Source organism: Streptosporangium sp. NPDC023615 (genome assembly GCF_040640155.1).
Taxonomy (GTDB): Bacteria; Actinomycetota; Actinomycetes; order Streptosporangiales; family Streptosporangiaceae; genus Streptosporangium.
In genome coordinates this window covers 113,513-136,855 of sequence record NZ_JBFABE010000010.1, presented here as the reverse complement: position 1 = coordinate 136,855, position 23,343 = coordinate 113,513, and the positions used below count along the sequence as shown (strand labels likewise).

Annotated in this window: 17 protein-coding genes; 9 read left to right on the top strand and 8 right to left on the bottom strand. The window is 72.1% G+C overall.

Features of this window, described 5'->3' with window-relative positions:
* Positions 1–33: 33 nt before the first annotated feature.
* The gene (locus AB0G16_RS11045) at positions 34–5,220 is read right to left on the bottom strand and encodes a DEAD/DEAH box helicase (RefSeq protein ID WP_362802153.1); all 5,187 of its coding nucleotides are present in this window, start codon (positions 5,218–5,220) and stop codon (positions 34–36) included.
* Between the two features lie 288 nt (positions 5,221–5,508).
* On the opposite strand from AB0G16_RS11045, the gene AB0G16_RS11040 reads away from it, so the two are divergent.
* Positions 5,509–5,997: a VOC family protein gene (locus AB0G16_RS11040; RefSeq protein WP_362802150.1), complete on the top strand. Its 489-nt coding sequence runs from the start codon at positions 5,509–5,511 to the stop codon at positions 5,995–5,997.
* Positions 5,998–6,122: 125 nt separating this feature from the next.
* The gene (locus AB0G16_RS11035) at positions 6,123–6,317 is read left to right on the top strand and encodes a DUF3046 domain-containing protein (RefSeq protein ID WP_362802148.1); all 195 of its coding nucleotides are present in this window, start codon (positions 6,123–6,125) and stop codon (positions 6,315–6,317) included.
* 242 nt (positions 6,318–6,559) lie between these two features.
* Here AB0G16_RS11035 and AB0G16_RS11030 read toward each other — a convergent pair whose 3' ends face one another.
* Positions 6,560–6,853, bottom strand: a complete 294-nt coding sequence (locus AB0G16_RS11030) for a hypothetical protein (RefSeq protein WP_362802145.1) — start codon at positions 6,851–6,853, stop codon at positions 6,560–6,562.
* Positions 6,854–7,416: 563 nt separating this feature from the next.
* On the opposite strand from AB0G16_RS11030, the gene recA reads away from it, so the two are divergent.
* The 3 genes from recA to rny all read left to right on the top strand — a co-directional run bounded on the left by recA (position 7,417) and on the right by rny (position 11,599).
* Entirely contained in the window at positions 7,417–8,556 is a 1,140-nt protein-coding gene (gene recA, locus AB0G16_RS11025) for a recombinase RecA (RefSeq protein WP_362802142.1), read from the top strand.
* Between the two features lie 664 nt (positions 8,557–9,220).
* On the top strand, positions 9,221–9,685 hold the full coding sequence (locus tag AB0G16_RS11020) for a regulatory protein RecX (RefSeq protein WP_362802139.1): 465 nt from the start codon (positions 9,221–9,223) through the stop codon (positions 9,683–9,685).
* A 339-nt stretch (positions 9,686–10,024) separates the two neighbouring features.
* Positions 10,025–11,599: a ribonuclease Y gene (gene rny / locus AB0G16_RS11015; RefSeq protein WP_362802135.1), complete on the top strand. Its 1,575-nt coding sequence runs from the start codon at positions 10,025–10,027 to the stop codon at positions 11,597–11,599.
* Positions 11,600–11,724: 125 nt separating this feature from the next.
* On the opposite strand, the gene AB0G16_RS11010 is transcribed toward rny, so the two are convergent.
* The 5 genes from AB0G16_RS11010 to AB0G16_RS10990 all read right to left on the bottom strand — a co-directional run bounded on the left by AB0G16_RS11010 (position 11,725) and on the right by AB0G16_RS10990 (position 17,220).
* Positions 11,725–13,722 (bottom strand): prolyl oligopeptidase family serine peptidase, encoded by a 1,998-nt coding sequence (locus AB0G16_RS11010; RefSeq protein ID WP_362802133.1) that lies wholly within the window; start codon positions 13,720–13,722, stop codon positions 11,725–11,727.
* A gap of 211 nt (positions 13,723–13,933) precedes the next feature.
* Positions 13,934–14,884: an amino acid ABC transporter permease gene (locus AB0G16_RS11005; RefSeq protein ID WP_362802130.1), complete on the bottom strand. Its 951-nt coding sequence runs from the start codon at positions 14,882–14,884 to the stop codon at positions 13,934–13,936.
* Positions 14,881–15,522 carry an amino acid ABC transporter permease gene (locus AB0G16_RS11000; protein WP_362802127.1) on the bottom strand — a complete coding sequence of 214 codons (642 nt, stop codon included), beginning with the start codon at positions 15,520–15,522 and terminating at the stop codon, positions 14,881–14,883. Before AB0G16_RS11000 ends, AB0G16_RS11005 begins: the two co-directional genes overlap by 4 nt.
* An 84-nt stretch (positions 15,523–15,606) precedes the next feature.
* Positions 15,607–16,425: a glutamate ABC transporter substrate-binding protein gene (locus AB0G16_RS10995; protein WP_362802124.1), complete on the bottom strand. Its 819-nt coding sequence runs from the start codon at positions 16,423–16,425 to the stop codon at positions 15,607–15,609.
* A gap of 39 nt (positions 16,426–16,464) precedes the next feature.
* Complete coding sequence (locus AB0G16_RS10990) at positions 16,465–17,220, bottom strand: amino acid ABC transporter ATP-binding protein (protein WP_362802121.1); 756 nt, start codon at positions 17,218–17,220, stop codon at positions 16,465–16,467.
* 223 nt (positions 17,221–17,443) lie between these two features.
* On the opposite strand from AB0G16_RS10990, the gene miaB reads away from it, so the two are divergent.
* The 3 genes from miaB to AB0G16_RS10975 all read left to right on the top strand — a co-directional run bounded on the left by miaB (position 17,444) and on the right by AB0G16_RS10975 (position 20,725).
* Complete coding sequence (miaB, locus tag AB0G16_RS10985) at positions 17,444–18,937, top strand: tRNA (N6-isopentenyl adenosine(37)-C2)-methylthiotransferase MiaB (protein WP_362802118.1); 1,494 nt, start codon at positions 17,444–17,446, stop codon at positions 18,935–18,937.
* 293 nt (positions 18,938–19,230) lie between these two features.
* Positions 19,231–19,893, top strand: a complete 663-nt coding sequence (locus AB0G16_RS10980; RefSeq protein ID WP_362802115.1) for a hypothetical protein — start codon at positions 19,231–19,233, stop codon at positions 19,891–19,893.
* Positions 19,894–20,056: 163 nt separating this feature from the next.
* Positions 20,057–20,725, top strand: a complete 669-nt coding sequence (locus tag AB0G16_RS10975) for a class III extradiol dioxygenase subunit B-like domain-containing protein (RefSeq protein WP_362802113.1) — start codon at positions 20,057–20,059, stop codon at positions 20,723–20,725.
* 147 nt (positions 20,726–20,872) lie between these two features.
* Here the strand turns inward: AB0G16_RS10975 and AB0G16_RS10970 are convergent, their stop codons facing one another.
* Positions 20,873–22,102 (bottom strand): helix-turn-helix domain-containing protein, encoded by a 1,230-nt coding sequence (locus AB0G16_RS10970; protein ID WP_362802110.1) that lies wholly within the window; start codon positions 22,100–22,102, stop codon positions 20,873–20,875.
* Positions 22,103–22,786: 684 nt separating this feature from the next.
* Between AB0G16_RS10970 and AB0G16_RS10965 the strand changes: the two genes are divergently transcribed.
* A complete protein-coding gene (locus AB0G16_RS10965) occupies positions 22,787–23,314 on the top strand; it encodes a methylated-DNA--[protein]-cysteine S-methyltransferase (RefSeq protein ID WP_362802107.1) in 528 nt (175 codons plus the stop codon).
* Positions 23,315–23,343 lie beyond the last annotated feature (29 nt).

The following is a 23,343-nucleotide window of genomic DNA, read 5'->3' as shown; positions in this document are numbered from 1 at the left end:
CTCGCAGCCTCAGGCCAGGCCCACGGTCGGAGGTCAGGCCCGCAGTCGCAGGCCCCTGGGGGTCGGGTGGAACCCCGCGGCCTCCAGGGCGGCGCCCAGCGGGGAGTCGTTGATGGCGGTGCCGTCCGCCCGCTCGACGGTCAGCTTGCCCAGCGCGCCGTCACGCACGGCGAGCGCGAGAGCGTCGACGGCGGGCTGGAGGCGTTCGTCGCCGGAGAAGGACAGCAGCGTCTTGCCGCCGCGCTCGACGTAGAGGATCAGGTGACCGTCGACGAGCACGACCAGGGACCCGGCCTTCCTGCCGGGTTTGTGGGACGCCTGCTCGGGTCGGGCCGGCCACGCCAGGGCCGCTCCGTAGGGGTTGGCGGGGTCGGCCGCCGCCAGCACCACCGCCCGCCGGACGTCCCCGGCCGGCCGCTCCGGTCGCCGCGTCTCCCACGGCGCGGGCGGCGGGGGTGCGCCCCACGGACCGGCCTCGGGCACCGGGTCCTGCGGGAACGAGGGGGAGGGGGCGGCGGCACGCATCCGGTCGACGGCGCCCGGGAGGGCGAACTGGGCGCCGCCCAGCCCTTCCACGAAGTACCCCCTGCGGCACCGGCCGCTCTCCTCGAAGGCGCGGAGCACCTGGTAGACGGCGGCGAACCCGCCGGGCAACCGCTCGGCGGTCACCGCGCCCCTGGTCACCACGCCGTGCCGTTCCAGCAGCACCTCGGCCTGGGCGTGGGCGCGCTGGGTGCTCTCCGGCGCGAGGGCGGGCAGCGCCCACCAGCGTCCGCTCACCGTGGGCGGGCCGCTCCTGGTCGGCAGCACCGCCCGGCGGCGCCGGGTCGGGGCCGGACGGTGCGCCGGGCGCCCCGTCCCGAGCGTGGAACGCAGCGGGGCGAGCGTGTCGCCGGTGATGCGGCCCGACCACACCAGGTCCCACACGGCGGCGGAGAGCGCCCGGTCGTCCGGCACGGAACCGGCGAGCAGCGCGCCGGCCCGGCTCGCCAGCTCGCGGAAGAACAGCGCGCCCCCACCGCCCAGCACCTCCAGCACCACCTCGTGCACCGGGGTCAGCGTGATGTCGGCGGGGGCGGGCATCAGCAGCGGCGCGGTGTCGGCGAAGTAGAGCGACACCCACCCGTCGCCGCCCGGCAGCGACCCCTGCCCGGCCCAGATCACCTCGCCGGAGGCGGTCAGCTCGTCCAGCAGCGACGGGTCGTACCCGGGCACCCGCGCGGGCAGGATCAGCGTCTCCAGCGCCGACGCGGGCACCGCCGCGCCCTGCAGTTGCTCGATCGCGCCCACCAGCGCGTCGATCGGCGGCCTGCCACGCTGCGGGGAGCCGGTGATGCCGTGCCAGGCGGGGGAGAAGGCGGCCAGCGTCTCCGCCGGGACCGGCTCCACCTCCTTGCGGAGCCTGGCCAGCGACCTGCGGCGCAGTGTCCGCAGCACCCCGGCGTCGCACCACTCCTCACCCCGGCCGCCCGGCCTGAACTCCCCGCTCACCACCCGCCCGGAGGCGGCCAGTCTGCGCAGCGCGTCGACGACCACCGCCGGCCCCAGACCGAACCGGGTCGCGGCCGTACTCGCCGGGAAGGAGGCGCGGGTGCGGGCGTGCCGGGCGAGCAGGTCGCCCAGCGGGTCGTCGACCGGCTCCAGGAAGGCGTGCGGCACCCCCACCGGCAGCGGCACGCCGAGCGCGTCGCGCAGCCGGGCGGCGTCCTCGATCGCCGCCCACCGCTCCTGCCCGGCCACCCTCACCCGGATCGCCCGGCGGGCGCCCTCCAGCTCGGCCAGCCACGCGGGGTCGCCCTCGCGTACGCTCACGTCCTCGGCCAGCAGCGGGCCGTGGGAGCGGAGCAGGTCGGCCAGGTCCTCGGCGTCGCGCAGCGGGCGATCCAGCCGGGCCAGTTCCCGCTCGGTGTCGGCGATCACGTCGGGGTCGAGCAGCTCGCGCAGGTCCGCCTGGCCCAGCAGCTCGGCCAGCAGGCTCGTGTCGAGCGCGAGCGCCTGGGCGCGGCGCTCGGCCAGCGGGGCGTCCCCCTCGTACATGAACGCGCCGATGTAGTTGAACAGCAGCGACGCGGCGAACGGGGAGGCCTTGTCGGTCTCGACCTCCACCAGCCGGATCCGCCGCGCCTCGACGTCGCGCATCAGCCGGACCAGCCCGGGGACGTCGAAGACGTCCTGGAGGCACTCGCGCATCGTCTCCAGCACCACCGGGAACGACCCGTACCGGCCGGCCACGCCGAGCAGGTGCGAGGCGCGCTGCCGCTGCTGCCAGAGCGGCGACCGCCTGCCCGGCGTGCGGCGCGGCAGCAGCAGGGAACGCCCGGCGCACTCGCGGAACCGCGCCGCGAACAGCGCCGAGCCGCCCAGCTCCTCGGTGACGATCCGCTCGATCTCCTCCGCGTCGAAGATCGCGATGTCCGAGGGGGGATCGGAGAGCGTGTCGGGGATGCGCAGCACGATCCCGTCGTCGGAGTGCACCGCCTGCACGTCGACGCCGTAACGCTCGCGCAGCCTCCGCCCGATCGCCAGCGCCCACGGCGCGTGCACCCGCGCCCCGTACGGGGAGTGGACCACCACCCGCCAGTCGCCCAGCTCGTCGTGGAACCGCTCGACCACCAGCGTCCGGTCGTCCGGCACGTACCCGGTGGCCTGCCGCTGCTCGGCCAGGTAGGCGAGCAGGTTGGCCGCGGCGAACTCGTCCAGCCCCGCCGCCCTGATCCTCGCCAGCGCGCCGTCCCTGGTCAGGTCCCCGGCGGGATCGCTCCGCACCTCCGCGTTCCCGGAGCCCCCACCGCCGGTCACCGAGCCCTTCCCCCCGGCGCCCTTCCCCCCGTTTCCCCTGCCGGCGGCGCCCTTCCCGGCCGTGTCCTTCGCGCTCGTCTTCTTCGTGCCCGCGCCCGTTGCCACGTCCGTCGTCGTATCCGTGCCCGCGTCCTTGCCCACGTCCGTTCTCGCGCTCGTGCCCGTTCCCGCACGGGGGCTCGACGCCTCCAGGCTCCTCGTGCCCGTGCCGCCCGTCGCGGTGTCCGCGCCCGCCGCGGACATCTCGCGGAGGAACGCGCCGATGGCCCTTCCCAGCTCGGCCGGGCGGCCCGCGGTGTCACCGTGCCAGAACGGGAGCTTGCCGGGCTGCCCCGGGGCGGGCGTGACCAGCACCCGATCGGCGGTGATCTCCTCGATCCGCCAGGAGGTCGCGCCCAGAACGAACACGTCCCCCGCCCGCGACTCGTAGACCATCTCCTCGTCCAGCTCACCCACCCGGGAGGACTTCTCCCCGACCAGGAAGACGCCGAACAGGCCACGATCGGGAATCGTGCCACCGTTGGTGACCGCCAGCCGCTGTGCTCCCGGGCGGCCCCGGAGGGTGCCGGTCACCCGGTCCCAGACGATGCGCGGGCGCAGCTCGGCGAACTCCTCGCTCGGGTAGCGTCCGGCGAGCATGTCGAGCGTGGCCTCCAGAGCGCTCCTGGGCAGCGTTCGGTAGGGGGCGGCCCGGCGCACGACCTCCTCCAGCTCGTCGACCGTCCACTCGTCCAGCGCGGTCATCGCCACGATCTGCTGGGCGAGGACGTCGAGCGGGTTGCGCGGATAGCGCAGGTCCTCGATCTCCCCGGTCCGCATCCGCTCGGCCACCACGGCCGTCTGGACCAGGTCGCCCCGGTACTTGGGGAAGATCACTCCCCGGGAGACGGCTCCCACCTGGTGCCCGGCCCGGCCGATCCGCTGCAGGCCGCTCGCCACGCTCGGCGGCGCTCCGACGCAGGCCACCAGGTCCACCGCGCCCATGTCGATGCCGAGCTCCAGGCTGGAGGTCGCGACCACGGCGGGCAGCCGCCCGGACTTGAGCGCCTCCTCGATCTGTGAGCGCTCCTCCTTCGAGACCGACCCGTGGTGGGCGCGGACGATCTCCGGGACGACCCCCTTGGCCGCGCCGGCCTGCGCCATCATGGCCGCCGGTGTGGAGATGGAGGCGGGCGCGGGTCCTCCGGCCGGTCGCGCGCGGTCGGCCCTCCCGCCGGTCCGCTCGGGGCCGGTCCGCTCGGGGTCGGACTGCTCGGGGCCGGACTGCCTAGGACGGGCCTGCCCGGCATCCTCTGCCGTCCGCTCGGCGCCCTCGGTCTGCCGCTCCCACGCCAGCTCGTTCAGGCGGGTGCAGAGCCGCTCGGCCAGCCGCCGCGAGTTGGCGAACACGATCGTGGAGCGGTGACCTCCGATCAGGTCGAGGAGCCGCTCCTCCACGTGCGGCCAGATCGAACGCCTGGCCGGGGTCTCGGTCAGCCAGCGGTCGTCGTCCTGGGGCGGCGGGGCGGGGGCGGTGTCGAGCTCGGTCATGTCCTCGATCGGGACGACCACCTCCACCTCGATCCGCTTCTCGGAGGGTGGCTGGACAACGGTCGCCGGCCGTGACCCGCCCAGGAAGGCGGCGACCTCGCTCACCGGCCGCACGGTCGCCGACAGGCCGATGCGCTGCGCGGGCCGGTCGAGCAGGGCGTCGAGCCGCTCCAGGCTGAGGGCCAGGTGCGCTCCGCGCTTGGTCGCCGCCACCGCGTGCACCTCGTCGACGATGACCGTCTCCACCCCGCGCAACGCCTCGCGGGCCTGGCTGGTGAGCAGCAGGAACAGCGACTCGGGGGTGGTGATCAGGATGTCGGACGGTCTGGTCGCGAACCGGCGCCGCTCCTCGGCAGGAGTGTCACCGGAGCGGGTCGACACCGAGATGCGCGGCACCGGAAGACCGAGTCGCCGCGCGGTCTGCTCCAGCCCGGCCAGCGGCGCCCTGAGATTGCGCTCGACGTCGACCGCCAAGGCCTTGAGCGGGGACACGTACAGCACCCGGCACGACCTCGGCGGCTCGTCGTCCTCGCGAGCCCGCCGCCTGCCACCGGCCCGCCCGCCGCTCTTGCCCTCGGCCGCCCGGCCGCCGGCCGCCGGCCCGTTCCCCCGCCGGTCGCCCGTCTGCCGGTCACCTGCCTGCCCGTCACCTGCCCGTGCGGTGCCGGCGGCCGAGTGCTCGGCCGCCAGCCGGTCGAGCGACCAGAGAAAGGCGGCCAGGGTCTTGCCTGAGCCGGTGGGCGCGACCACCAGGGTGTTGTCGCCCCGGGCGATCGCCGCCCAGGCCCCCTCCTGAGCGGAGGTGGGCGCGGCGAACGCCCCGGTGAACCATTCCCTGGTCATCGGGGTGAAATGTCCGAGTGCCCCGTCCGTGCCCGTGGTCTCGCTCATTGACGGCCCCCTAGCCTTCGGCCCGGCCGACCTGCCGGTCCGTCACCCATACTGCCCGGCCCCACCGACAGAACCCGCCTCGCCGCCCTTGCCGGAAGGCGGTCCACGGACCCGTCCACGACCGCGGACTCCACGGGTCCCACGGGCCCCACGGGCCGGCCACCGCCCCTCGCGATCTCCGGCCCGTCGAGGCACCGCCACGGCGGCGTGACGTCCGAGGTAGGTTGGCCCCCTGTCGTCATGGACCTGGCCTGACGGACGTACAACGCAGTGAGTGGTGAGCTAACGGTGAGCATCGACCATCAGGCCATCGAGGCGGCGCGCGAGCGGATCAAGGCGGAGCACCTGAGGGCGCACCGGCCGCCGAGCAGCGCGAGGGGGCTGCACCACTTCGCCCTGGTCTCCTCCGACGTCGAGACGACCATCAGGTTCTACCAGGACCTTCTGGAGTTCCCGCTCACGGAGATCATCGAGAACCGCGACTACGCGGGCTCCAACCACTTCTTCTTCGACATCGGCAACGGCAACCTTCTCGCCTTCTTCGACTTCCCCGGCCTGGATCTCGGGCCCTACCGGGAGGTTCTCGGCGGTCTCCACCACATCGCCATATCGGTGGACCCCTCCACATGGGAGCGGCTGCGGGGCAAGCTGGAGGCCGCCGGTGTGCCGCACCAGGTCGAGAGCGGTGCCTCCGTCTACTTCACCGACCCCGACGGTGCGCGGTTGGAGCTGCTCGCCGACCCCCTCGGAGAGATGTACGGCTCCAGGGTGCTGTAAGCCCGGCCCCGCCCAGGGACCCGAAGCGCTCCGGACCGGCTCCGCCGCAGGTGGTGCGGGTTCCGCCCCTCGCCGGCGCGACCGTACGGGGCCCGGCATCCCCGGGCCGGACCCATACTTGGGACATGCGCCTGTCGGATTTCTGGAAGCGGATGAAGCAGCACTTCGGGGATCAGTACGCCGAGTCGTGGGCCCAGGACTACATCATCGCCGACCTCGGGGGCCGGACCGTGATCCAGGCGCTGGCCGAGGGGGTCGGGGCCAAGGAGGTCTGGCACGCCGTGTGCGGGGTGACCGACGTCTCTCCACGCCTGCGCTGAAGCGAGCCCGTCCAAGGCGGCCCCGTCCAAGGCGGCCCCGTCCGAGATGGCCCCGTCCGAGGTGGCTCCGCGCGGGGCGAGCCGGTTCACGCCGAGCCGGTCGGCGGCGAATCCGTTCGGGGCGGGCCCGTTCGAGGGCCCCGTCCGGGTTCCCCTCGCGAGTCGTCCCCTCGCGGTGGGTTCGCTCGCGGTGGGTTCGCTCGTGGTGGGCCCGTCCGGGAGCGCCGTCCGGGGTGTCCCGTTCACGGGGGTTCCGGTCGAGGCGGATCCATGGGTGAGCCGAGGAGTTTCCCCACGGCCTCGGCCGTGTGCGAGGGATCGTCGGCGCTCTCCTGGCCGTCGGGTGACCACAGGAACAACCAGCCGTCGCCGGTCGGAGTGGCGAAGACGATCGTCTGTCTGCCGTTGTCCGGATGCCACACCCACAGCACCGGGGCGGTACCCCCCAGGGTGCGGCTCGCGAGCCCCCGCCGCCTCAGCTCGGTGGCCAGGGAGTCGAGATGGACTAGGCGTTGCTGCGTGAACGCGTCGGGCACGTCGGGCACCTCGGATCGTTTCCCTTCAGCATCACCCCAGGTCAGCCCGGTGACAACAGAGCCACGGCAATTCCCGTAAATGTCTCCTCCAGGATGGGGTGGCGCCGGGTGATCGTGCGCCGGTCCGGGGTGCCACCGGGGGGTGCGGGGTGTCCCGAGGTCCTCCGGGCGGCTTCACGGGTCTTCCGAGGTGGCTCCCGGGATCTTCCAGGGCTGAGGGGCGACGTTTCGAGACCCCTGGCGGGGCGGGGCGGGCGCTCCGGGTCCGGCGGGACCGGGGGCGCGGAGGCCTCCCGGGGCTTGCGGAGACGGCGACGGCGACGGCGAGCGCGACGACGAGCGTGACCGCGACGGCGACCGCGAGGGTCTCCAGGCTTCCCGGGGAAGCGACCGCCGGGCGTCCTGTGACTTCCGCGGCGCGTGTTGCCGACGGGCAGCGATCGAACAGTCGTTCGGCTATATTGAACAAGCCGCGACTCTTGGCGTGCCCTCCCGAAATTGTCGGCGGCACCCCGTAGCTTGCTGGCAACCGATCCAACCCGCGACCCTCCAGGGGGGCTCCCATGGCAGCTAACGACCGCGAGAAGGCGCTCGAGACCGCGCTCGCTCAGATCGAGCGGCAGTTCGGCAAGGGCTCCATCATGCGTCTGGGCGACGAGACCCGGGCGCCCATCGAGGTGATCCCCACCGGCTCCATCGCGCTGGACGTGGCCCTCGGCATCGGCGGCTTCCCGCGCGGCCGCATCGTCGAGGTCTACGGCCCCGAGTCGTCGGGAAAGACCACCGTCGCCCTGCACGCGGTGGCCAACGCCCAGCGCGGCGGCGGCATCGCCGCGTTCATCGACGCCGAGCACGCGCTCGACCCGGAGTACGCCCAGAAGCTGGGCGTCGACACCGACGCGCTCCTCGTCTCCCAGCCCGACACCGGTGAGCAGGCGCTCGAGATCGCCGACATGCTGATCCGGTCCGGCGCCGTCGACCTGCTCGTCATCGACTCGGTCGCGGCCCTGGTGCCGAAGGCCGAGATCGAGGGCGAGATGGGTGACAGCCACGTCGGCCTCCAGGCCCGCCTGATGTCCCAGGCGCTGCGCAAGGTCGCCGGCGCGCTCAACAACACCGGCACCACCGCGATCTTCATCAACCAGCTCCGCGAGAAGATCGGCGTCATGTTCGGCTCGCCCGAGACCACGACCGGTGGAAAGGCGCTGAAGTTCTACGCCTCGGTCCGTCTCGACATCCGCCGCATCGAGACGCTCAAGGACGGCACCGAGGCGGTCGGCAACCGCACCCGGGTGAAGGTCGTCAAGAACAAGATGGCCCCGCCCTTCCGGGTGGCCGACTTCGACATCCTGTACGGCGTCGGCATCTCCCGCGAGGGTGGCCTGATCGACATGGGCGTCGAGCACGGCTTCGTCCGCAAGTCCGGCGCTTGGTACACCTACGAGGGTGACCAGCTCGGCCAGGGCAAGGAGAACGCGCGGAACTTCCTCAAGACCCACCCTGACATGTCCAACGAGATCGAGAAGAAGATCAAGGAGAAGCTCGGCGTCGGCCCGCGCGTCGACAGCCCGGCCACCCCGCCGCCCGCCGCCCCGGTCTCCGCTCCCGCCGGTCGGAGTTCCGCTCCGGCGACGGCCACGGCAGGTGCCGGCCGGGGGGCCAAGGCAGCGGCAGCCGCCGCCCCCAAGCCGGGTGACGCCTGATCCGGGCTGACCGATGACGACGGGACCTGACTCCGGTCCGGCCGACGCGGCCGGGCCGAGAGACTGGGGCGCCTGGCCCGATGTGCCCCGGGGCGCCGCGTCGCCCGCGGGTGGTCGCGGTCTGGACGGTGACCCACCCGCGTCCGGAAGCCTCTGGGACGGTGACCCGTCCGTCCCTCCGGGGCGCTCCGGACGACGCCGAGGTGGCGGCTCGTCCGCCTCCGGGCGTGGACGGCGGTCCGGTCCGTTCGTCCCGGGAAGCGATCCAGAAGATGGCTTCGACGCGTCTCCGAGTGGGGAGGCGGACCCGACGTCCTCTCAGGACGCGTTCGACGCGTTCGGTGACGGGGGTCCCGCCGACCCCGAAGCCGGGTCACCGGGCGGCAGACGTCGTGCTCCCCGCCGCGCCTCGCGACGCGGCGAGCGGGCCGGGGAACAGGCCGGTGAGGGAAGAGGCCGGCGGTCCGGGGGGGGATGGGGCGGACGAGGTTCCAGGGACCGCTCATCGAACCCGTTTCCGGGCGCATCGACCGGAGGGCCGGACACATCGGCCGGAGGAACGGGTGACGACGCGATCGGCGGGGCGCGCGGCGGGGCGGCGGGTCGCAGGGCCGACGCCGATCCGCAGGCGGTGGCCCGGGGAATCTGCCTACGGTTGCTGACCATGGCACCGCGCACCCGCGCACAGCTCGCGGAGGCGCTGCGCAAGCGTGAGGTGCCCCAGGAGGCGGCGGACGCCGTCCTGGACCGCTTCTCCGAGGTCGGGCTCATCGACGACGAGGCGTTCGCCGCCGCCTGGGTGAGCTCGCGCCACGCCGGGCGAGGCCTGGCCCGCAAGGCGCTCGCCTCCGAGCTCCGCCATCGGGGAGTGGACGAGGAGACCGTGAAGGACGCGGTCGAGCAGCTCGACCCCGAGCAGGAGGCCGAGACCGCCCGCGCCCTGGTGCGGCGCAAGCTCTCCTCGACGCGTTCCCTGGAGCCCGCGGTGAGGACCCGCAGGCTGGCGGGCATGCTCGCCCGGAAGGGGTACGGTCCCGGGCTGGCGTTCCGCGTGATCCGCGAAGTGCTGGAGGAGGCCGAGGCGGAGACGTCGTCACTCCCCGAGGATCTGGACTACCCGTCCGAGTAGTCCAAAGCGGCTTGACAGCCGGTCTTTGCTTGCTCGTTACCTCTCTGACGCTTAATCTCAACGACAGTGAGGAGTTACTCCGTGCAGTGCGGATTGGCATAGCGGTTTATTGCGGACAAGCAGGCTCGGCGAATGGGAACGCGACGGCGGAACCGGCGGGAAAGCCGGTCGCCGATCTCTCGCGAGTTCGTCCCCCTTCGGTGGCGCCGGGTTTTGAGCTTTCCGTGCCGTGCGTGTGACCCCTCGTGTGCTTGATATCTGCGACGCGAGGAAGGTGAGGCGCGCATGGATCCGGTCGTGGTCGTCATGTTGACGGTGGCGGTTGTGGCTCTTGCCGTGATGACAGCCGTGCTTGTCGTGTTGCTGCGTCGTATCGGTGGAGCCGGGGCCGGGCCGAAGGGGCCCACCCCCGAGGAGGAGGCCGAGTTCCAGGCCGGTGTCCGGGCCGAGCTGGAGGAGGCCAGACGTGAGGCCGCCGGGATCCGGGCCAAGGCCCAGGACGACGCCGGAGAGTTGCTGCGCAGGTCGGAGATGGCCGTCGAGGCGGCCGCCGAGATGCGCAAGGAGGCCGAGAACGAGGGCCGGCTCCTGAAGTACGAGCTCAAGGAGCTTCGATCCGATCTCGAACGCCGGGAGAACCGGCTGGCCGAGCGGGAACAGCGCCTCGACGAGGAGGCGCGCAGGCAGGCCGAGCGGGCCCGCAAGCTCACCGAGACCGAGACCGAGCTGGCCGACCGCCGCCAGGACCTCGAAAGGGTCGCCGAGGAGCGCAGGGCCGTCCTGGAGCGGGTGGCCGGGCTCACCGGCGAGCAGGCCAGGGCCGAGCTGGTCAGGGAGATCGAGAACCAGGCCAAGCGCGAGGCCGCACTGATCGTCAGGGAGATCGAGGGAGAGGCCCGCCGGGAGGGCGAGAAACGAGCCACCAAGATCGTCACCCTGGCGGTCCAGCGGGTGGCCACCGAGCAGACCGCAGAGTCCGTGGTGAGCGTCCTGCACCTGCCGGGCGACGAGATGAAGGGCCGCATCATCGGCCGCGAGGGCCGCAACATCCGGGCCTTCGAGTCGACCACGGGCGTCAATCTGATCATCGACGACACGCCGGAGGCCGTGCTGCTCTCCTGTTTCGACCCGGTCCGCCGCGAGACCGCGCGGCTGACCCTGGAGAAGCTCGTCCTCGACGGCCGCATCCACCCCCAGCGCATCGAGGAGGCCCACGAGCGCAGCAAGGCGGAGGTCCAGGAGCTCTGCGTGCGCGCCGGTGAGGACGCCCTCGTGGAGCTCGGCATCACCGACATGCACCCCGAGCTGGTCACCCTCCTCGGCCAGCTCCGCTACCGCACCTCCTACGGGCAGAACGTCCTCGGCCATCTCATCGAGTCCGCGCACATCGCCGGGATCATGGCCGCCGAGCTGAGGCTCGACACCACGCTCCTCAAGCGCTGCACGCTCCTGCACGACATCGGCAAGGCCCTCACCCACGAGGTCGAGGGCAGCCACGCCCTGATCGGCGCCGAGATCGCCAGGCGGTACGGGGAGCACGAGGACGTCGTGCACGCCATCGAGGCCCACCACAACGAGGTCGAGGTCAAGACCGTCGAGGCCGTCCTCACCCAGGCCGCCGACGCCATCAGCGGCGGCAGGCCGGGAGCCCGCCGCGAGTCGCTGGAGGCCTACGTCAAGCGGCTGGAGCGGCTGGAGGAGATCGCCACCTCCTACGAGGGCGTCGAGAAGGTCTTCGCGATGCAGGCCGGCCGCGAGATCAGGGTCATGGTGAAGCCCGACTCGGTCGACGACATCCAGGCCCAGGTGATCGCTCGCGACGTGGCCAAGCAGGTCGAGGAGGAGCTCACCTATCCCGGCCAGATCCGCATCACGGTCGTACGCGAGTCGCGGGCCACGGAGTTCGCCCGCTGACCCGCGCCGGCTCCCGGCCCGCCGCGCCGGGCCCCGGCTCACGACGGCTCCCTGACACGGGACGGCTCCTGGTCCGCGCCGGGTCCTGACCCGTGCCGGACCCCGCCCCGTTCCGGGCCCCGCCGTCAGAGGTGGAAGATCTGCTGGTAGAAGGCGAGCTCGGTGGCCAGGGCCGCGCTGCGGGTCTCGGCGCGGCGGAAGCCGTGCGCCTCTCCCTCGAACGTCAGGTAGGTGCAGGGGACGCCGCGCTCGGCCAGGGCGTCGGCGAAGGCCTGTGACTGCTCGGGGGGGACCACCGGGTCGGAGAGGCCCTGCAGCAGCAGCATGGGGCAGTTCACCCCCGCCACCAGGGCCAGGGGCTCGCGTGCGGCGTACAGGATCGGGTCCTGCGGGCCGACGAGCCAGTCGACGTAGCGTGACTCGAAGTCGTGGGTGGTCGCGCTGAACGCGGCGAGCGTGCTCACCCCGTAGTAGGAGACGCCCCCGGCGAACGCGTCGGACGTGCAGCAGGCCGCCATGACCGTCCAGCCGCCCGCGCTGCCGCCCCGGATCGCGATCCGTGCCGGGTCGGCCAGCCCCTCACCGGCCAGCCACTCGGCCGCGGCGACCGAGTCCTCGACGTCCACCACGCCCCACCGGCCGCGAAGCCGCTCGCGGTAGGCGCGGCCGTAGCCGGTGGAACCGCCGTAGTTGAGGTCCAGAACGCCGATGCCCCTGCTGGTGAAGAACGCCTTCTCCAGGTCGAGCGCGCCCACGCTGTGCCCGGTCGGCCCGCCGTGCACGAACACGACGTACGGGGCGGGGCCCTCGCCGCGCGCCTCGGGGTTGGTCGGCGGGTAGAGGAACGCGTGCGCCTCGCGCCCGGACCGTCCCCGGATCTCCACGGCCCGGACGGGCGGCAGGTAGGCGGCGTCGGGGATCCGGCCGGCGTCCCGGCGAAGCTCACCGGCCTGGCCGTCCGCGGTGTCGACCCGGACGATCGACCTGGGCACCGCCGGTCCGTACCCGATCCCGACCACGGCCCGCCCGTCGGTGGCCAGCACCGGCTCCCAGCCGTCGTAGGGCACCGTCAGGTCCGTCAGCGTCCCGCGGACCGGGTCGAGCAGGCCCAGCCGCAGGCCGCCCCGCCCGTGCAGGACCGCGATGTTCCCGTCGTCCAGCGGCGCGTACGGCATCGCGCCGAGCTGCCAGAGCGGGCCCGCGAACTCCTCGTCCGCGCCGTGGAGCGCCCGTGGCGTGCCGCCGTGCACCTCGGTCAGGTAGAGGTTCCACCAGCCCGAGGAGTCGGAGATCAGGTAGAGGCTGAGCTCGTCACGCCAGTGCGGGGCGAGCACCGACTCGTCGACGCCACCCGCGACCGTCCAGGAGGCGCCGTCGGCGAGCCGGCAGACCCGCAACTCGGTGCCGTTCCACGGCATCCGGGGGTGGTCCCAGCAGACGAAGGCCAGGTGCTCGCCGTCGGGGGAGAGGGTGGGGAAGGCGTAGAAGTCATGCCCGGTGATCCACTCGCGCGGCTCTTCGCCCTCGGACGGGAGGCCGGGCGAGGAACTGGACGACGTACCGGACGGCGAGCCCGACGACGTGCCCGGCGGAGGGCCGGAGGGCGTGCCCGGCGGCGGGCCGGGCCGGGAACCGGGTGACGAGCCGGGCAGGGGAACGGACACGATGGAGCGGCTCACCCGGCCACCGTCGTGCCGCTCCCTGACGCACCAGACCTGCCCGTCACGGACCAGCAGGTCCGCGTAGCGCAGCGCCGAGGGCGACTTGGGCTCGGGAGTGAGGGGCCGGGGCTCGCCACCGGTGGGCAGCAGGTAGAGCCGCTGGTCGGCGAAGTTCACGAACACCACGCCCTGACCGGGCACCACCGCGTACGACCGGCCGCCGTACTCGTGGACGCGGGTCCTGGCGCTCCAGGGCGCGTTCAGCAGCTCGCTTCGCACGCCGTCGGCGTCTCGGTGCACGATGGTGGTCCGCCCGCCCTCGGCGGGACGGTCTTCGGTCCACCAGACCTCCTCACCGAGCACCATCGGAAATCCGAGGCGCAGGCCGGAGCGGGCGACGTCGGATGTGGAGACCGGCGAGGGCCAGGTGGCGTACGGCAGGACGACCTGCTCGGGGGACATGGCGACATCCTGCCCGATAACCAGCCGCGTGTCGCCGATATCACGCCCGCGTCCCGTCGAAGGTGTCGCCGAAGACCGGCGTCGGGGGTGGAGCGGGAGGGACGAGGGCCCGCGACGACCACCCGGGACACGGGTCACGGACGGGGGGCGGCCACCGGCATCCGGTGACCGCCCCCCGTCCGTCCTCGTGTCCCCCGCCGGGAAACCGTTCCTAGGGAACGGGGGTCCCCACGCCGCCCACGCCCCCCTCGACCGCGGTCGGCGAGTCGGGGCGGGCGATCGGCTGGACGATCGACTTCCTGCTGCGCCGGCTCCGCTTCTCCAGCCAGGTGGCGACGGCGCCCACCATCACGTTGATGATGATGTAGATGATCGCGATGACGATCACCGCGGGGATGATGTTGTTGAAGTTGGAGGGCAGCACGCGCGCCCCCGCGTTCAGCAGGTCCTCGAACGCCACGATGAAGCCCAGGGCGGTGTCCTTCAGGAGCACCACCAGCTGGGCGACGATCGCCGGCATCATGGCCGTGACCGCCTGCGGCAGCAGGATCATCCGCATCACCTGGCTGCGGCGCAGGCCGATCGCCAGCGCGGCCTCGCTCTGTCCCCGGGGGATGGACAGAATGCCGGCCCGTACGATCTCCGCCAGCACCGAGCCGTTGTACAGCACCAGGCCGACCACCACGGCGGTGAACGGCGTCACGGTGAGCCCGAAGACCGCGCTCCCGCCGAACATCACCGCGAAGATCATGATCAGCAGCGGGATCGCCCGGAAGAACTCGACCACCGCTCCCGCCACGAGGCGGATCCAGGCGTGTTCCGAGAGCCTGCCGATGCCGAGGACGAACCCGAACGGCACCGCGATCACGGCGGCGACCAGCGCCGCGCTGAGCGTGTTCACCAGACCCGGCAGGATCAGGTTGACCCACACGTCGGCGCGGAGGAACGGCGTCCACAGATCGGCGTTGAGCTGGTTCTTCTCGTCGAGCTTGGTCACCATCCAGTACACGGCGAACAGCGCGAGGGCGACGACCAGCACCGTGAGCACGTTGTTGCGCACCCGCGCCTTGGGCCCGGGGATGTCGTACAGGACGCTGACCCGGTCGGAGCTCGCGGCCCGCTTCTTGGGCACCGGGCGCGGCTCGGTGGCCGTCACGGTCATCGGACCACCGCCAGGCGCTTGGCGAGCCAGCCGAACAGCAGGCCGGTCGGCAGGGTGAGGATCAGGAAGCCCAGCGCGAATCCGGCGAAGATCTCCACGACGGCGTCACCGTGCGCCTCGAACAACGTCTTCATCGTCAGGGACGCCTCGCCCACCCCGATCGCCGCGGCGATCGTGGTGTTCTTGATCAGTGCTATCAGGATGCTGCCCAGGGGGGCGATCACGGCGCGGAACGCCTGGGGCAGCACGATCAATCTCAGGTTCTGGCCGAATGTGAGCCCGATGGCCCGCGCCGCCTCCGCCTGACCGACCGGCACCGTGTTGATGCCGGACCGGATCGCCTCGCAGACGAACGCCGCCGTGTAGGCGGACAGTCCGATGATCGAGAGCCACATGTAGTTGGTGGACAGGCTCTCGGAGAACGAGACGTTCAGGACCAGCCCGAGGCCGAGCCCGCAGAACACGATGACCAGGGTCAGCGGGGTGTTCCGCATGATGTTCACGTACGCCGTGCCGATTCCGCGCAGGATGGGCAGCGGGCTCACCCGCATCCCGGCCAGAACGGTGCCGAGCACGAGCGCCACCAACCCGCTGGCGAGGGTGAGGCGGATCGTCAACCAGAAAGCGTCCCGAATCATCGGGAATTCATCGAAGAGTGCCTGCACTCATCCCTCCAGTGCCACAGGCCGGGGCGACGCGCGCCCCGGCCGAGGTGTGACCGCTCAGTAACGCTCGACGGCCGGCGGGGTGGTGAAGAACTTTCCGAACTCGCCGAAGTTGGCCTCGACGGCCTTCTTCCAGCTACCGTCGGAGAACATCTTCTCCACGGCCGTGTTGACCTTGTCGCGGGTCTCCTTGTCGTCCAGCTTCAGGCCGATACCGTACTTCTCCTCGGAGAAGGGCTTGCCGACGAGGCGGAACTTGCCGGGGGACTGGGCGGCGAAGCCGGCCAGGATCGTCGCGTCCGTGGAGATCGCGTCGACCTGCTTGTTCTCCAGCAGGGGCAGGCAGGCGCCGTAGCCCTGCTGCTCGGTGAGGTACTGGGCCTTCCACTCTGCGCCGAACTTGTCGGCCAGGCGCTTGGGCGAGGACGAGCCCTGGGCGCCGCACACCTTCTTGGCCTTGAGGTCCTCGACACTGCTGATCGTGGTGTCGTCCGCGCGGGTCAGGATGTCCTGCCCGGTGACCAGGTACGGGCCGGCGAAGGAGACCTTCTTCTTACGGTCGTCGGTGATCGAGTAGGTCGCGATCACGGCGTTGACCTGGCCCTGCTGGATGAACGACTCACGGTTGGCCGAGATGGCCTCCTTGAACTCGATCTTGTCGTCGGTGTAGCCGAGCTCCTTGGCGATGTACCGGGCCACGTCGACGTCGAAACCCTTGAAGGAGCCGTCGGGCTGCTTCTGGCCGAGACCGGGCTGGTCGATCTTGATCCCCACCACGAACTTGTCACTGCCACCGCTGTCGCCGCCGCACGCGGTCAGACCCGCCATCGCCGCGGCGGCCGCGATCACCACGGCTCCAATACGCCGTACACGCATTCTTACTACCTCGTCTTTCGTCAGGATCGAGCAGAGCCGTCAGTGGGTGAGAATCTTAGAAAGGAAGTCCCTGGCGCGATCGGTCCGGGGGGTGGTGAAGAACTCCTCGGGGGCGTTCTCCTCCACGATCTGACCCTCGGCCATGAAGACCACGCGGTTCGCCGCGCGACGGGCGAAGCCCATCTCGTGGGTGACGACCATCATCGTCATGCCCTCCTGGGCAAGACCGATCATGACATCGAGCACCTCCTGGACCATTTCCGGGTCCAGCGCGGAGGTCGGCTCGTCGAACAGGATCATCTTGGGGTCCATGGCCAGGGCGCGGGCGATGGCCACGCGCTGCTGCTGGCCTCCGGAGAGCTGTGCCGGGTACTTCGACGCCTGCGCGCCGATGCCGACCCGCTCCAGCAACTCCATGCCGCGCCGCTCGGCCTCGGCGGTGGCGATGCCCCGAACCTTGATCGGCCCGAGCGTGACGTTCTCGAGGATCGTCTTGTGGGCGAACAGGTTGAAGGACTGGAACACCATCCCGACCTCGGAGCGGAGCTTGGCCAGGGTCTTGCCCTCCACCGCGAGCGGTTGCCCGTCGAAGGTGATCGTGCCCTCGTCGATGTCCTCCAGCCGGTTGATCGTCCGGCAGAGGGTCGACTTGCCGCCGCCCGAGGGGCCGATGACGACGAGGACCTCGCCACGGGAGATCGTCAGATTGATGTCCCGTAGTACGTGCAGGCTGCCGAAGTGCTTGTTGACGCCTTCGAGCACGACCAGAGGAGTCTTCTCCCCGTTCTCCGTCATGGGGGACAACGTAATTCTGCCAAGGGCACCTCGTGCTAACCCTGCGGTACCGATCGCATCACGGCCTGCTCACGCCTTGGTCGGTCCGCGTCTCGCGAGGTGGCCGGGTCGGGTATGGGGGGCAACCGCCCCCGCCGGCCCGCCGCCCGGTGCCGGGAGGCCGGGACGCCGGTCCGAGGACGCGTCCCCCGGAGGTCCGGTGAGCGCCTACCCTTGTCATGAGATGACTGCCACCGGACAGAGCGCCCGCACGTACGAGGTCCGTACCTACGGGTGCCAGATGAACGTGCACGACTCCGAACGCCTCTCGGGCCTGCTGGAGGACGCCGGATACGCCCCGGCCGCGCAGGGGGAGACGGCCGACGTGGTCGTGTTCAACACCTGTGCCGTACGGGAGAACGCCGACAACAAGCTGTACGGCAACCTCGGGCACCTGCGCCCCTCGAAGGTGGGCAACCCCGGCATGCAGATCGCCGTGGGAGGCTGCCTGGCGCAGAAGGACCAGGGAGAGATCGTCCGCAGGGCGCCCTGGGTGGACGTGGTCTTCGGCACCCACAACATCGGCTCGCTGCCGGTGCTGCTGGAGCGGGCGCGCGTCCAGCGGGAGGCCCAGGTCGAGATCAAGGAATCCCTGGAGACCTTCCCGAGCACGCTGCCCACCAAGCGCGAGTCGGCCTACGCCGCCTGGGTCTCGGTCTCGGTCGGGTGCAACAACACCTGCACGTTCTGCATCGTGCCCGCCCTGCGCGGCAAGGAGAAGGACCGCCGTCCGGGCGACGTCCTGGCCGAGGTCCGCACCCTGGTCGACCAGGGCGTGCTGGAGATCACCCTGCTGGGCCAGAACGTCAACACCTACGGCGTGGAGTTCGGCGACCGGCTGGCCTTCGGCAAGCTGCTGCGGGCCTGCGGCGACATCGAGGGCCTGGAGCGGGTCCGCTTCACCAGCCCGCACCCGGCGGCCTTCACCGACGACGTGATCGCGGCCATGGCCGAGACCCCCAACGTGATGCACCAGCTCCACATGCCGTTGCAGTCGGGTTCGGACCGGGTCCTCAAGGCGATGCGCCGCTCCTACCGGGCCGAGCGCTACCTGGGCATCATCGAGCGGGTCCGCGCCGCCATGCCGGACGCGGCGATCTCCACCGACATCATCGTCGGCTTCCCCGGCGAGACCGAGGAGGACTTCCAGGCGACGCTGGACGTGGTGCGCGCCTCCCGGTTCGCCAACGCCTTCACCTTCCAGTACTCGATCCGTCCCGGCACGCCCGCGGCCACCATGGACGACCAGGTCCCCAAGGAGGTCGTGCAGGAGCGCTACGAGCGGCTCGTCGACCTGCAGACCGAGATCTCCTGGTCGGAGAACAAGACGCAGGTCGGCCGGACGCTCGAGGTGCTGGTGGCCGAGGGCGAGGGGCGCAAGGACGAGGCGACCCGGCGCATGTCCGGGCGCGCCCCCGACAACCGGCTCGTGCACTTCACCCCGGGCGCCGAGATCCCGCGTCCGGGTGACGTGGTGAGCGCCGAGGTGACGTACGCGGCGCCGCACCACCTGGTCGCCGACGGCCCGGTCCTGGGGCTGCGCCGCACCCGTGCGGGCGACGCCTGGCAGGCCCGGCAGGACACCCCCGCGGGCCCCGGCCCCGGGGTCATGCTCGGCATGCCCTCGATCGGCCGTCCGGCCCCGCTCCCGCAGGCCTCGGGCTGCTCGGTCTCCTGAGACCGTCCGTTCCCGAGATTTTTCGCCCGGCTCTCCGAGGGGCGCACGGGTCCCGCCGACCGGGCGCGTTCGTGATCGGCGCGGCCCGGATCCCCTGCGGGACCGGCGATCCGGGCCACTCCGCCGCTCCCGCAGAGTGGGGCGAGCCGGGCGCCGTCGCCGATGTCGTAACAGATGGTGTTTCGTGATCGATCAGTGATTGATGTGCGAGCATTTGTCTGCTGTGGCTACTGTGGTTCAGCACCCGCGGAAGCCGTGGAGGTTTCCCCCCGAGAACCGCAGGGAGTCTTCCCATGCACGTCCCCCCGTCGTCCGGTCCGTCCGGTGAGTCCGGCCCGTCCGGTGAGTCCCCGGGCGTCCACGGAGAGCCGGAGATCCTCACCGGTCCCGCGGACGAGCCGAGGAGGTCCGGGAGATCCCGGAAGTCCAGCCGCAGGAGCGGCCCGGCCGTCGCCGTCTTCTCCGTCCTCGCCGTCGCCCTGCTGGGCGGGGGCGCCGCCTTCGCCCTGATGAACCGCGCCGACGACGCCGGCCCGCAGGGACGCTCGTCCGAGACCGCCCAGCGGGCCTCCCAGGACCCCGCGGGAGATCCCGGGGACCCGGGACAGGCCCCGTCCGGGTCCGCGGAGCCGGAGCCCGGCGGGAACACCGGAGACGCCGACGCCGGGAACACCGGAGACGCCGACGCCGGGAACGCCGGTGACGACGGGGACACGGGAACGGCCGCGGGGCAGGACGACACGTCCGCCGGTTCCGGCGGCGGATCGGACCGGGGCGAGCCGGGGTCCGGCCCCGACACCGCCGCGGGCAACCCTTCGCAGGACAGGCCGGCGGGGAACAAGCCGACCAGGCGGCCGCAGAGCGGTCCGGCGTCACCGCCGGCCGCCGACGACAATCCCTGGTCGGACGGCGACACCGGTTACGTGCATCCCCAGGGCCCCAACGGCGGCTACTGACCCGGCTTCGGCGGGACGGTTCCGGGCGCGGCACCCCGCCGGACGCCCGCCGGGTACCCGCCGGCCGTCCACCGGGTACGTCGCCGGGCACCCGGCCGGCACCCGTCGGACACCGTTGCCGGGCACCCGCCGGACGCCGGCCGGGCACCGTTAGGCTGGCCGGATGCTCGTCGCCGCGGCCGTGTGCCCGCATCCCCCGCTGCTCGTCCCGGAGCTGGCCGGGGCCGCCGCCGCGGAACTCGACGATCTCCGGGCGGCCTGCGCGGCCGCGGTGAGGTCGCTGGGCGACGCCGGAGCCGACACGATCGCGGTGGTGGGCGGTGCGAGCAGGTCCGCCGCGTACGGCGCGGACGCCGCCGGGAGCCTCGCCCCCTGGGGGGTCGACGTCCGGGTCGGTGAGGGAGAGGCCGTGCTGCCTCTCTCCCTGACGATCGGCCGCCGGCTCCTGCACGAGGAACACCTGGACGCGTCGGCCTTCCACGCGATCTCCTTCGACGCGGCCCCCGCGGAGTGCGCGGACCTGGGACGGCGGCTGACGGAGGGGGCGGGGCGGACGGCGTTGCTCGTCATGGCCGACGGGTCGGCCCGCCTCACCGAGAAGTCCCCCGGCTACCTCGACCCCCGCGCCGAGTCGTACGACCGTGCGATCGTCGACGCGCTCGCCCGCGCCGAGGTTCCGGCTCTGGACGTCGCCGAGGCCGCCGAGCTCTGGGTGCAGGGACGCGCCGCCCTTCAGGTCCTCGACGGTCTCGGCGGAGCCCTGCGCGCCGAGATCCTCTACGACGACGCCCCGTACGGCGTCGGGTACTTCGTCGCCCGCTGGACGGAGTGACCCGGCAGGACACACCCCGGCACCGCGTCGGGCCGGACGCCGGAGCCGAACCGTCAAGGCCGGACGCCGAGCCCGTACCGCGTCAGGCCGGGCGCCGGAGCCCGCCCCCACCGGGCGGCATGAGGGGAACGGCGCTCCGGGTCCGGCTCAGCGGGCGTTCTCGTCGCGCCCGGGTCCGGGGCTCGGTTTCGAGCTCTTCCCGGCCCCCGGGGTCGGTCTCCCCTTCTTCTTGGGATCCGGGCTCGGAGTCGACCCGCGATAGGTCTGGTCGCAGTTCTCCCAGTGGCTGAAGTCCCGGTTCTGGCTCCACAGCCGCCGGGCCGCCTGGATGTTCCACTCGGGGTCGAACGCCTTCAGCGGGGTGCCTTCCAGCTCGGCCAGCCTCCGGTCGGAGATCTGGAAGACGCCCCAGTTGCGCGTGCCGTTGACGTTGGGCAGGGAGTAGTACTGGTCGAGGAACGACATGCACTTGGCGATGCCGACCGCGCGGTCCGGCTCCTCGGGAAAGACCTCCCTGATCCGGCTCTCCACCTTCTGGGGCGGCCACCTGAGCATCTTCACGGTGCCCTGGTACAGGACGCGCTTGGTGGCGTCGTCGACCAGGCCGTTGGGTTCCAGCCCCGCCAGCACCTGGAACGCCACCACGTGCCGCAGGGTCCCCGGCCCGAAGTCGGCGTCGACCTGTACGAGCCCGCCCGCCTTCAGCAGGAGTCTCTGCAGTTCCCGGACGCACTCGTCGTGCTCTCCCAGCCCCATGATCGGGGGGCAGGCCCGGGAGAGCAGGAGGCGCCCGTCCTCCGACGTCGCCGAGACGACCGGTGAGGGCGCCGGCGTCGCGGCCGTCGTGCTCATGATCGCCGCCGTGGCGGCGGCCGCCGCCACGGAGCAGCCCAGCACCACGGCCGCCACCACGAGCCAGCGCCGGGTACGGGACGGTCTGCCCGCCTGCCTCCCCGGTTCGTCCGGAGGGGAGGCGGGCACCGGGGCGGCGGGCGCCGAGGCGTCGCCCTCCGCGGGCTCGTCACCGGTGACGGCCTTTTCCCGCTCCTCGGAGGGGTCGGAGGGGGCGGAGGGTTCCGCGCCGTTCGCGTCCTTGGGGACGGTCGGCGCCCCCTCGGCCTTGGCCCACGACTGTGCCGCCTCGGCGCGGATCCACCGGCGATGAAGTTCGAGCAGTTCGTCGGAGTGGGCCCCGCACACCCTGGCTATGCGCTCCACCGTGCTGAAGTCGGCGGGCAGCCCTTTTCCGGAACAGTAACGGTGAATCGCCGAACTGCTGATTCCCGCTCGTTTCGCGAGCGCCTCGTAGCTTCGCCCGGTCCGCTCCTTCATGCCCCGTAGATAACCGGCGAACTCCTGAAGATCATGTTCGGTCACGGAGTGCCCCCTGTGGCGGTCCATCCACGGCGTCATCCCACCACAACGTCCCGCGGGTCCGCCACAACCGCAGTTCAGGGGGTGTTTCCTCATCCCGCCGTCCCGATACGCGCGTCCCACCTTGACGGGGGACCGGCCGATCAGGATTCTTGTCGCCACACCGTACCGCACGACCGGGAGAAGGGTTCGGCGGGGAATGGCCGGCATTGCGCTCGCTGGAAATGAGCGGCCGGCCGACCGTGAAAGCATCCGGCCCGATACGGATGGAAGGCCTTGGCATTCCATCTCGAAAGTTCCCTTACCGGAAGCCGAAGCCTGCTGCAGCGTCGTCATTCGTCCCCAGCGTGGTGACGACGACAGGGGAGAGCAGGGTTCGGTGGGCCCCGGGTCGCCGCCGTCGAGCACGGCGGGGACCTGACGGATGCGCGGGCACGTTCTCCGGCGACGGCGTGATACGGCCGGGGGATGGGCGCGCCGTGCGTGCCCATCCCCTCCCATTCTTCCGGCGCGTCCCGTGGGAGTCGGGGGGCTCGATGGGCCGGGAAGCTCCGGGAGCCCGGAGCCCGGAGCCCGAGAAGCTCCAGAAGCCGGGAAAGCCAGGAAAATGTCGTCCGTCGTGGTTACGGTGGCGGGCAGGCGGGGCCCAGGGGCGGGTGCGCCGAGCTCGCGGAGGGACACCAGAGGATGACGGGAACCGTGGCGTTCGGGAGCCTCCCCACGCCGCTGGGAGACATGGTCGTCGCCGTGACCGAGGACGGGGTGGCGGGCACCGGCTGGGGCGATCCGTCGTGGATCAGGGCCCGCCTGCTGGATCGGCTGAGGCTGGAGGAGGCGTACGATCCCGGCAGGACCGAGGTCGTCCTCGGCGAGCTCGCCGACTACTACGCCGGAGGACTGCGGGTCTTCGAGGTCCCGCTGGACTGGCGGCTCGCCTCGCCCGTGCAGCGCAGAGTGCTGGGCGTCCTGTACGAGACCGTCCCCTACGGCCACGCGGTGACCTACGGCGAGCTGGCCGCCCGCAGCGGGACGGGCGTCCCGGCGCGGGCCATCGGGTCGATCATGGGGGCCAATCCGATCCCCGTCATCGTGCCCTGCCATCGGGTGGTCGCCGGCAACGGGCTCGGCGGGTTCAGCGGTGGCGACGGCGTGGAGTCGAAACGGCGGCTGCTCACCCTGGAGGGATACCTCCAGCCGACGCTCGACTGGGACTGACCCGGCGAGGACCGGCCTGACGGAGCCCG

Coding starts and splice junctions, on each gene's coding strand:
- AB0G16_RS11045 (WP_362802153.1), bottom strand. CDS start 5,220: ATGAGCGAGACCACGGGCACGGACGGGGCACTCGGACATTTCACCCCG.
- AB0G16_RS11035 (WP_362802148.1), top strand. CDS start 6,123: ATGCGCCTGTCGGATTTCTGGAAGCGGATGAAGCAGCACTTCGGGGAT.
- recA (WP_362802142.1), top strand. CDS start 7,417: ATGGCAGCTAACGACCGCGAGAAGGCGCTCGAGACCGCGCTCGCTCAG.
- AB0G16_RS11020 (WP_362802139.1), top strand. CDS start 9,221: ATGGCACCGCGCACCCGCGCACAGCTCGCGGAGGCGCTGCGCAAGCGT.
- rny (WP_362802135.1), top strand. CDS start 10,025: ATGACAGCCGTGCTTGTCGTGTTGCTGCGTCGTATCGGTGGAGCCGGG.
- AB0G16_RS11010 (WP_362802133.1), bottom strand. CDS start 13,722: ATGTCCCCCGAGCAGGTCGTCCTGCCGTACGCCACCTGGCCCTCGCCG.
- AB0G16_RS11005 (WP_362802130.1), bottom strand. CDS start 14,884: ATGACCGTGACGGCCACCGAGCCGCGCCCGGTGCCCAAGAAGCGGGCC.
- AB0G16_RS11000 (WP_362802127.1), bottom strand. CDS start 15,522: ATGATTCGGGACGCTTTCTGGTTGACGATCCGCCTCACCCTCGCCAGC.
- AB0G16_RS10995 (WP_362802124.1), bottom strand. CDS start 16,425: ATGCGTGTACGGCGTATTGGAGCCGTGGTGATCGCGGCCGCCGCGGCG.
- AB0G16_RS10990 (WP_362802121.1), bottom strand. CDS start 17,220: ATGACGGAGAACGGGGAGAAGACTCCTCTGGTCGTGCTCGAAGGCGTC.
- miaB (WP_362802118.1), top strand. CDS start 17,444: ATGACTGCCACCGGACAGAGCGCCCGCACGTACGAGGTCCGTACCTAC.
- AB0G16_RS10980 (WP_362802115.1), top strand. CDS start 19,231: ATGCACGTCCCCCCGTCGTCCGGTCCGTCCGGTGAGTCCGGCCCGTCC.
- AB0G16_RS10975 (WP_362802113.1), top strand. CDS start 20,057: ATGCTCGTCGCCGCGGCCGTGTGCCCGCATCCCCCGCTGCTCGTCCCG.
- AB0G16_RS10965 (WP_362802107.1), top strand. CDS start 22,787: ATGACGGGAACCGTGGCGTTCGGGAGCCTCCCCACGCCGCTGGGAGAC.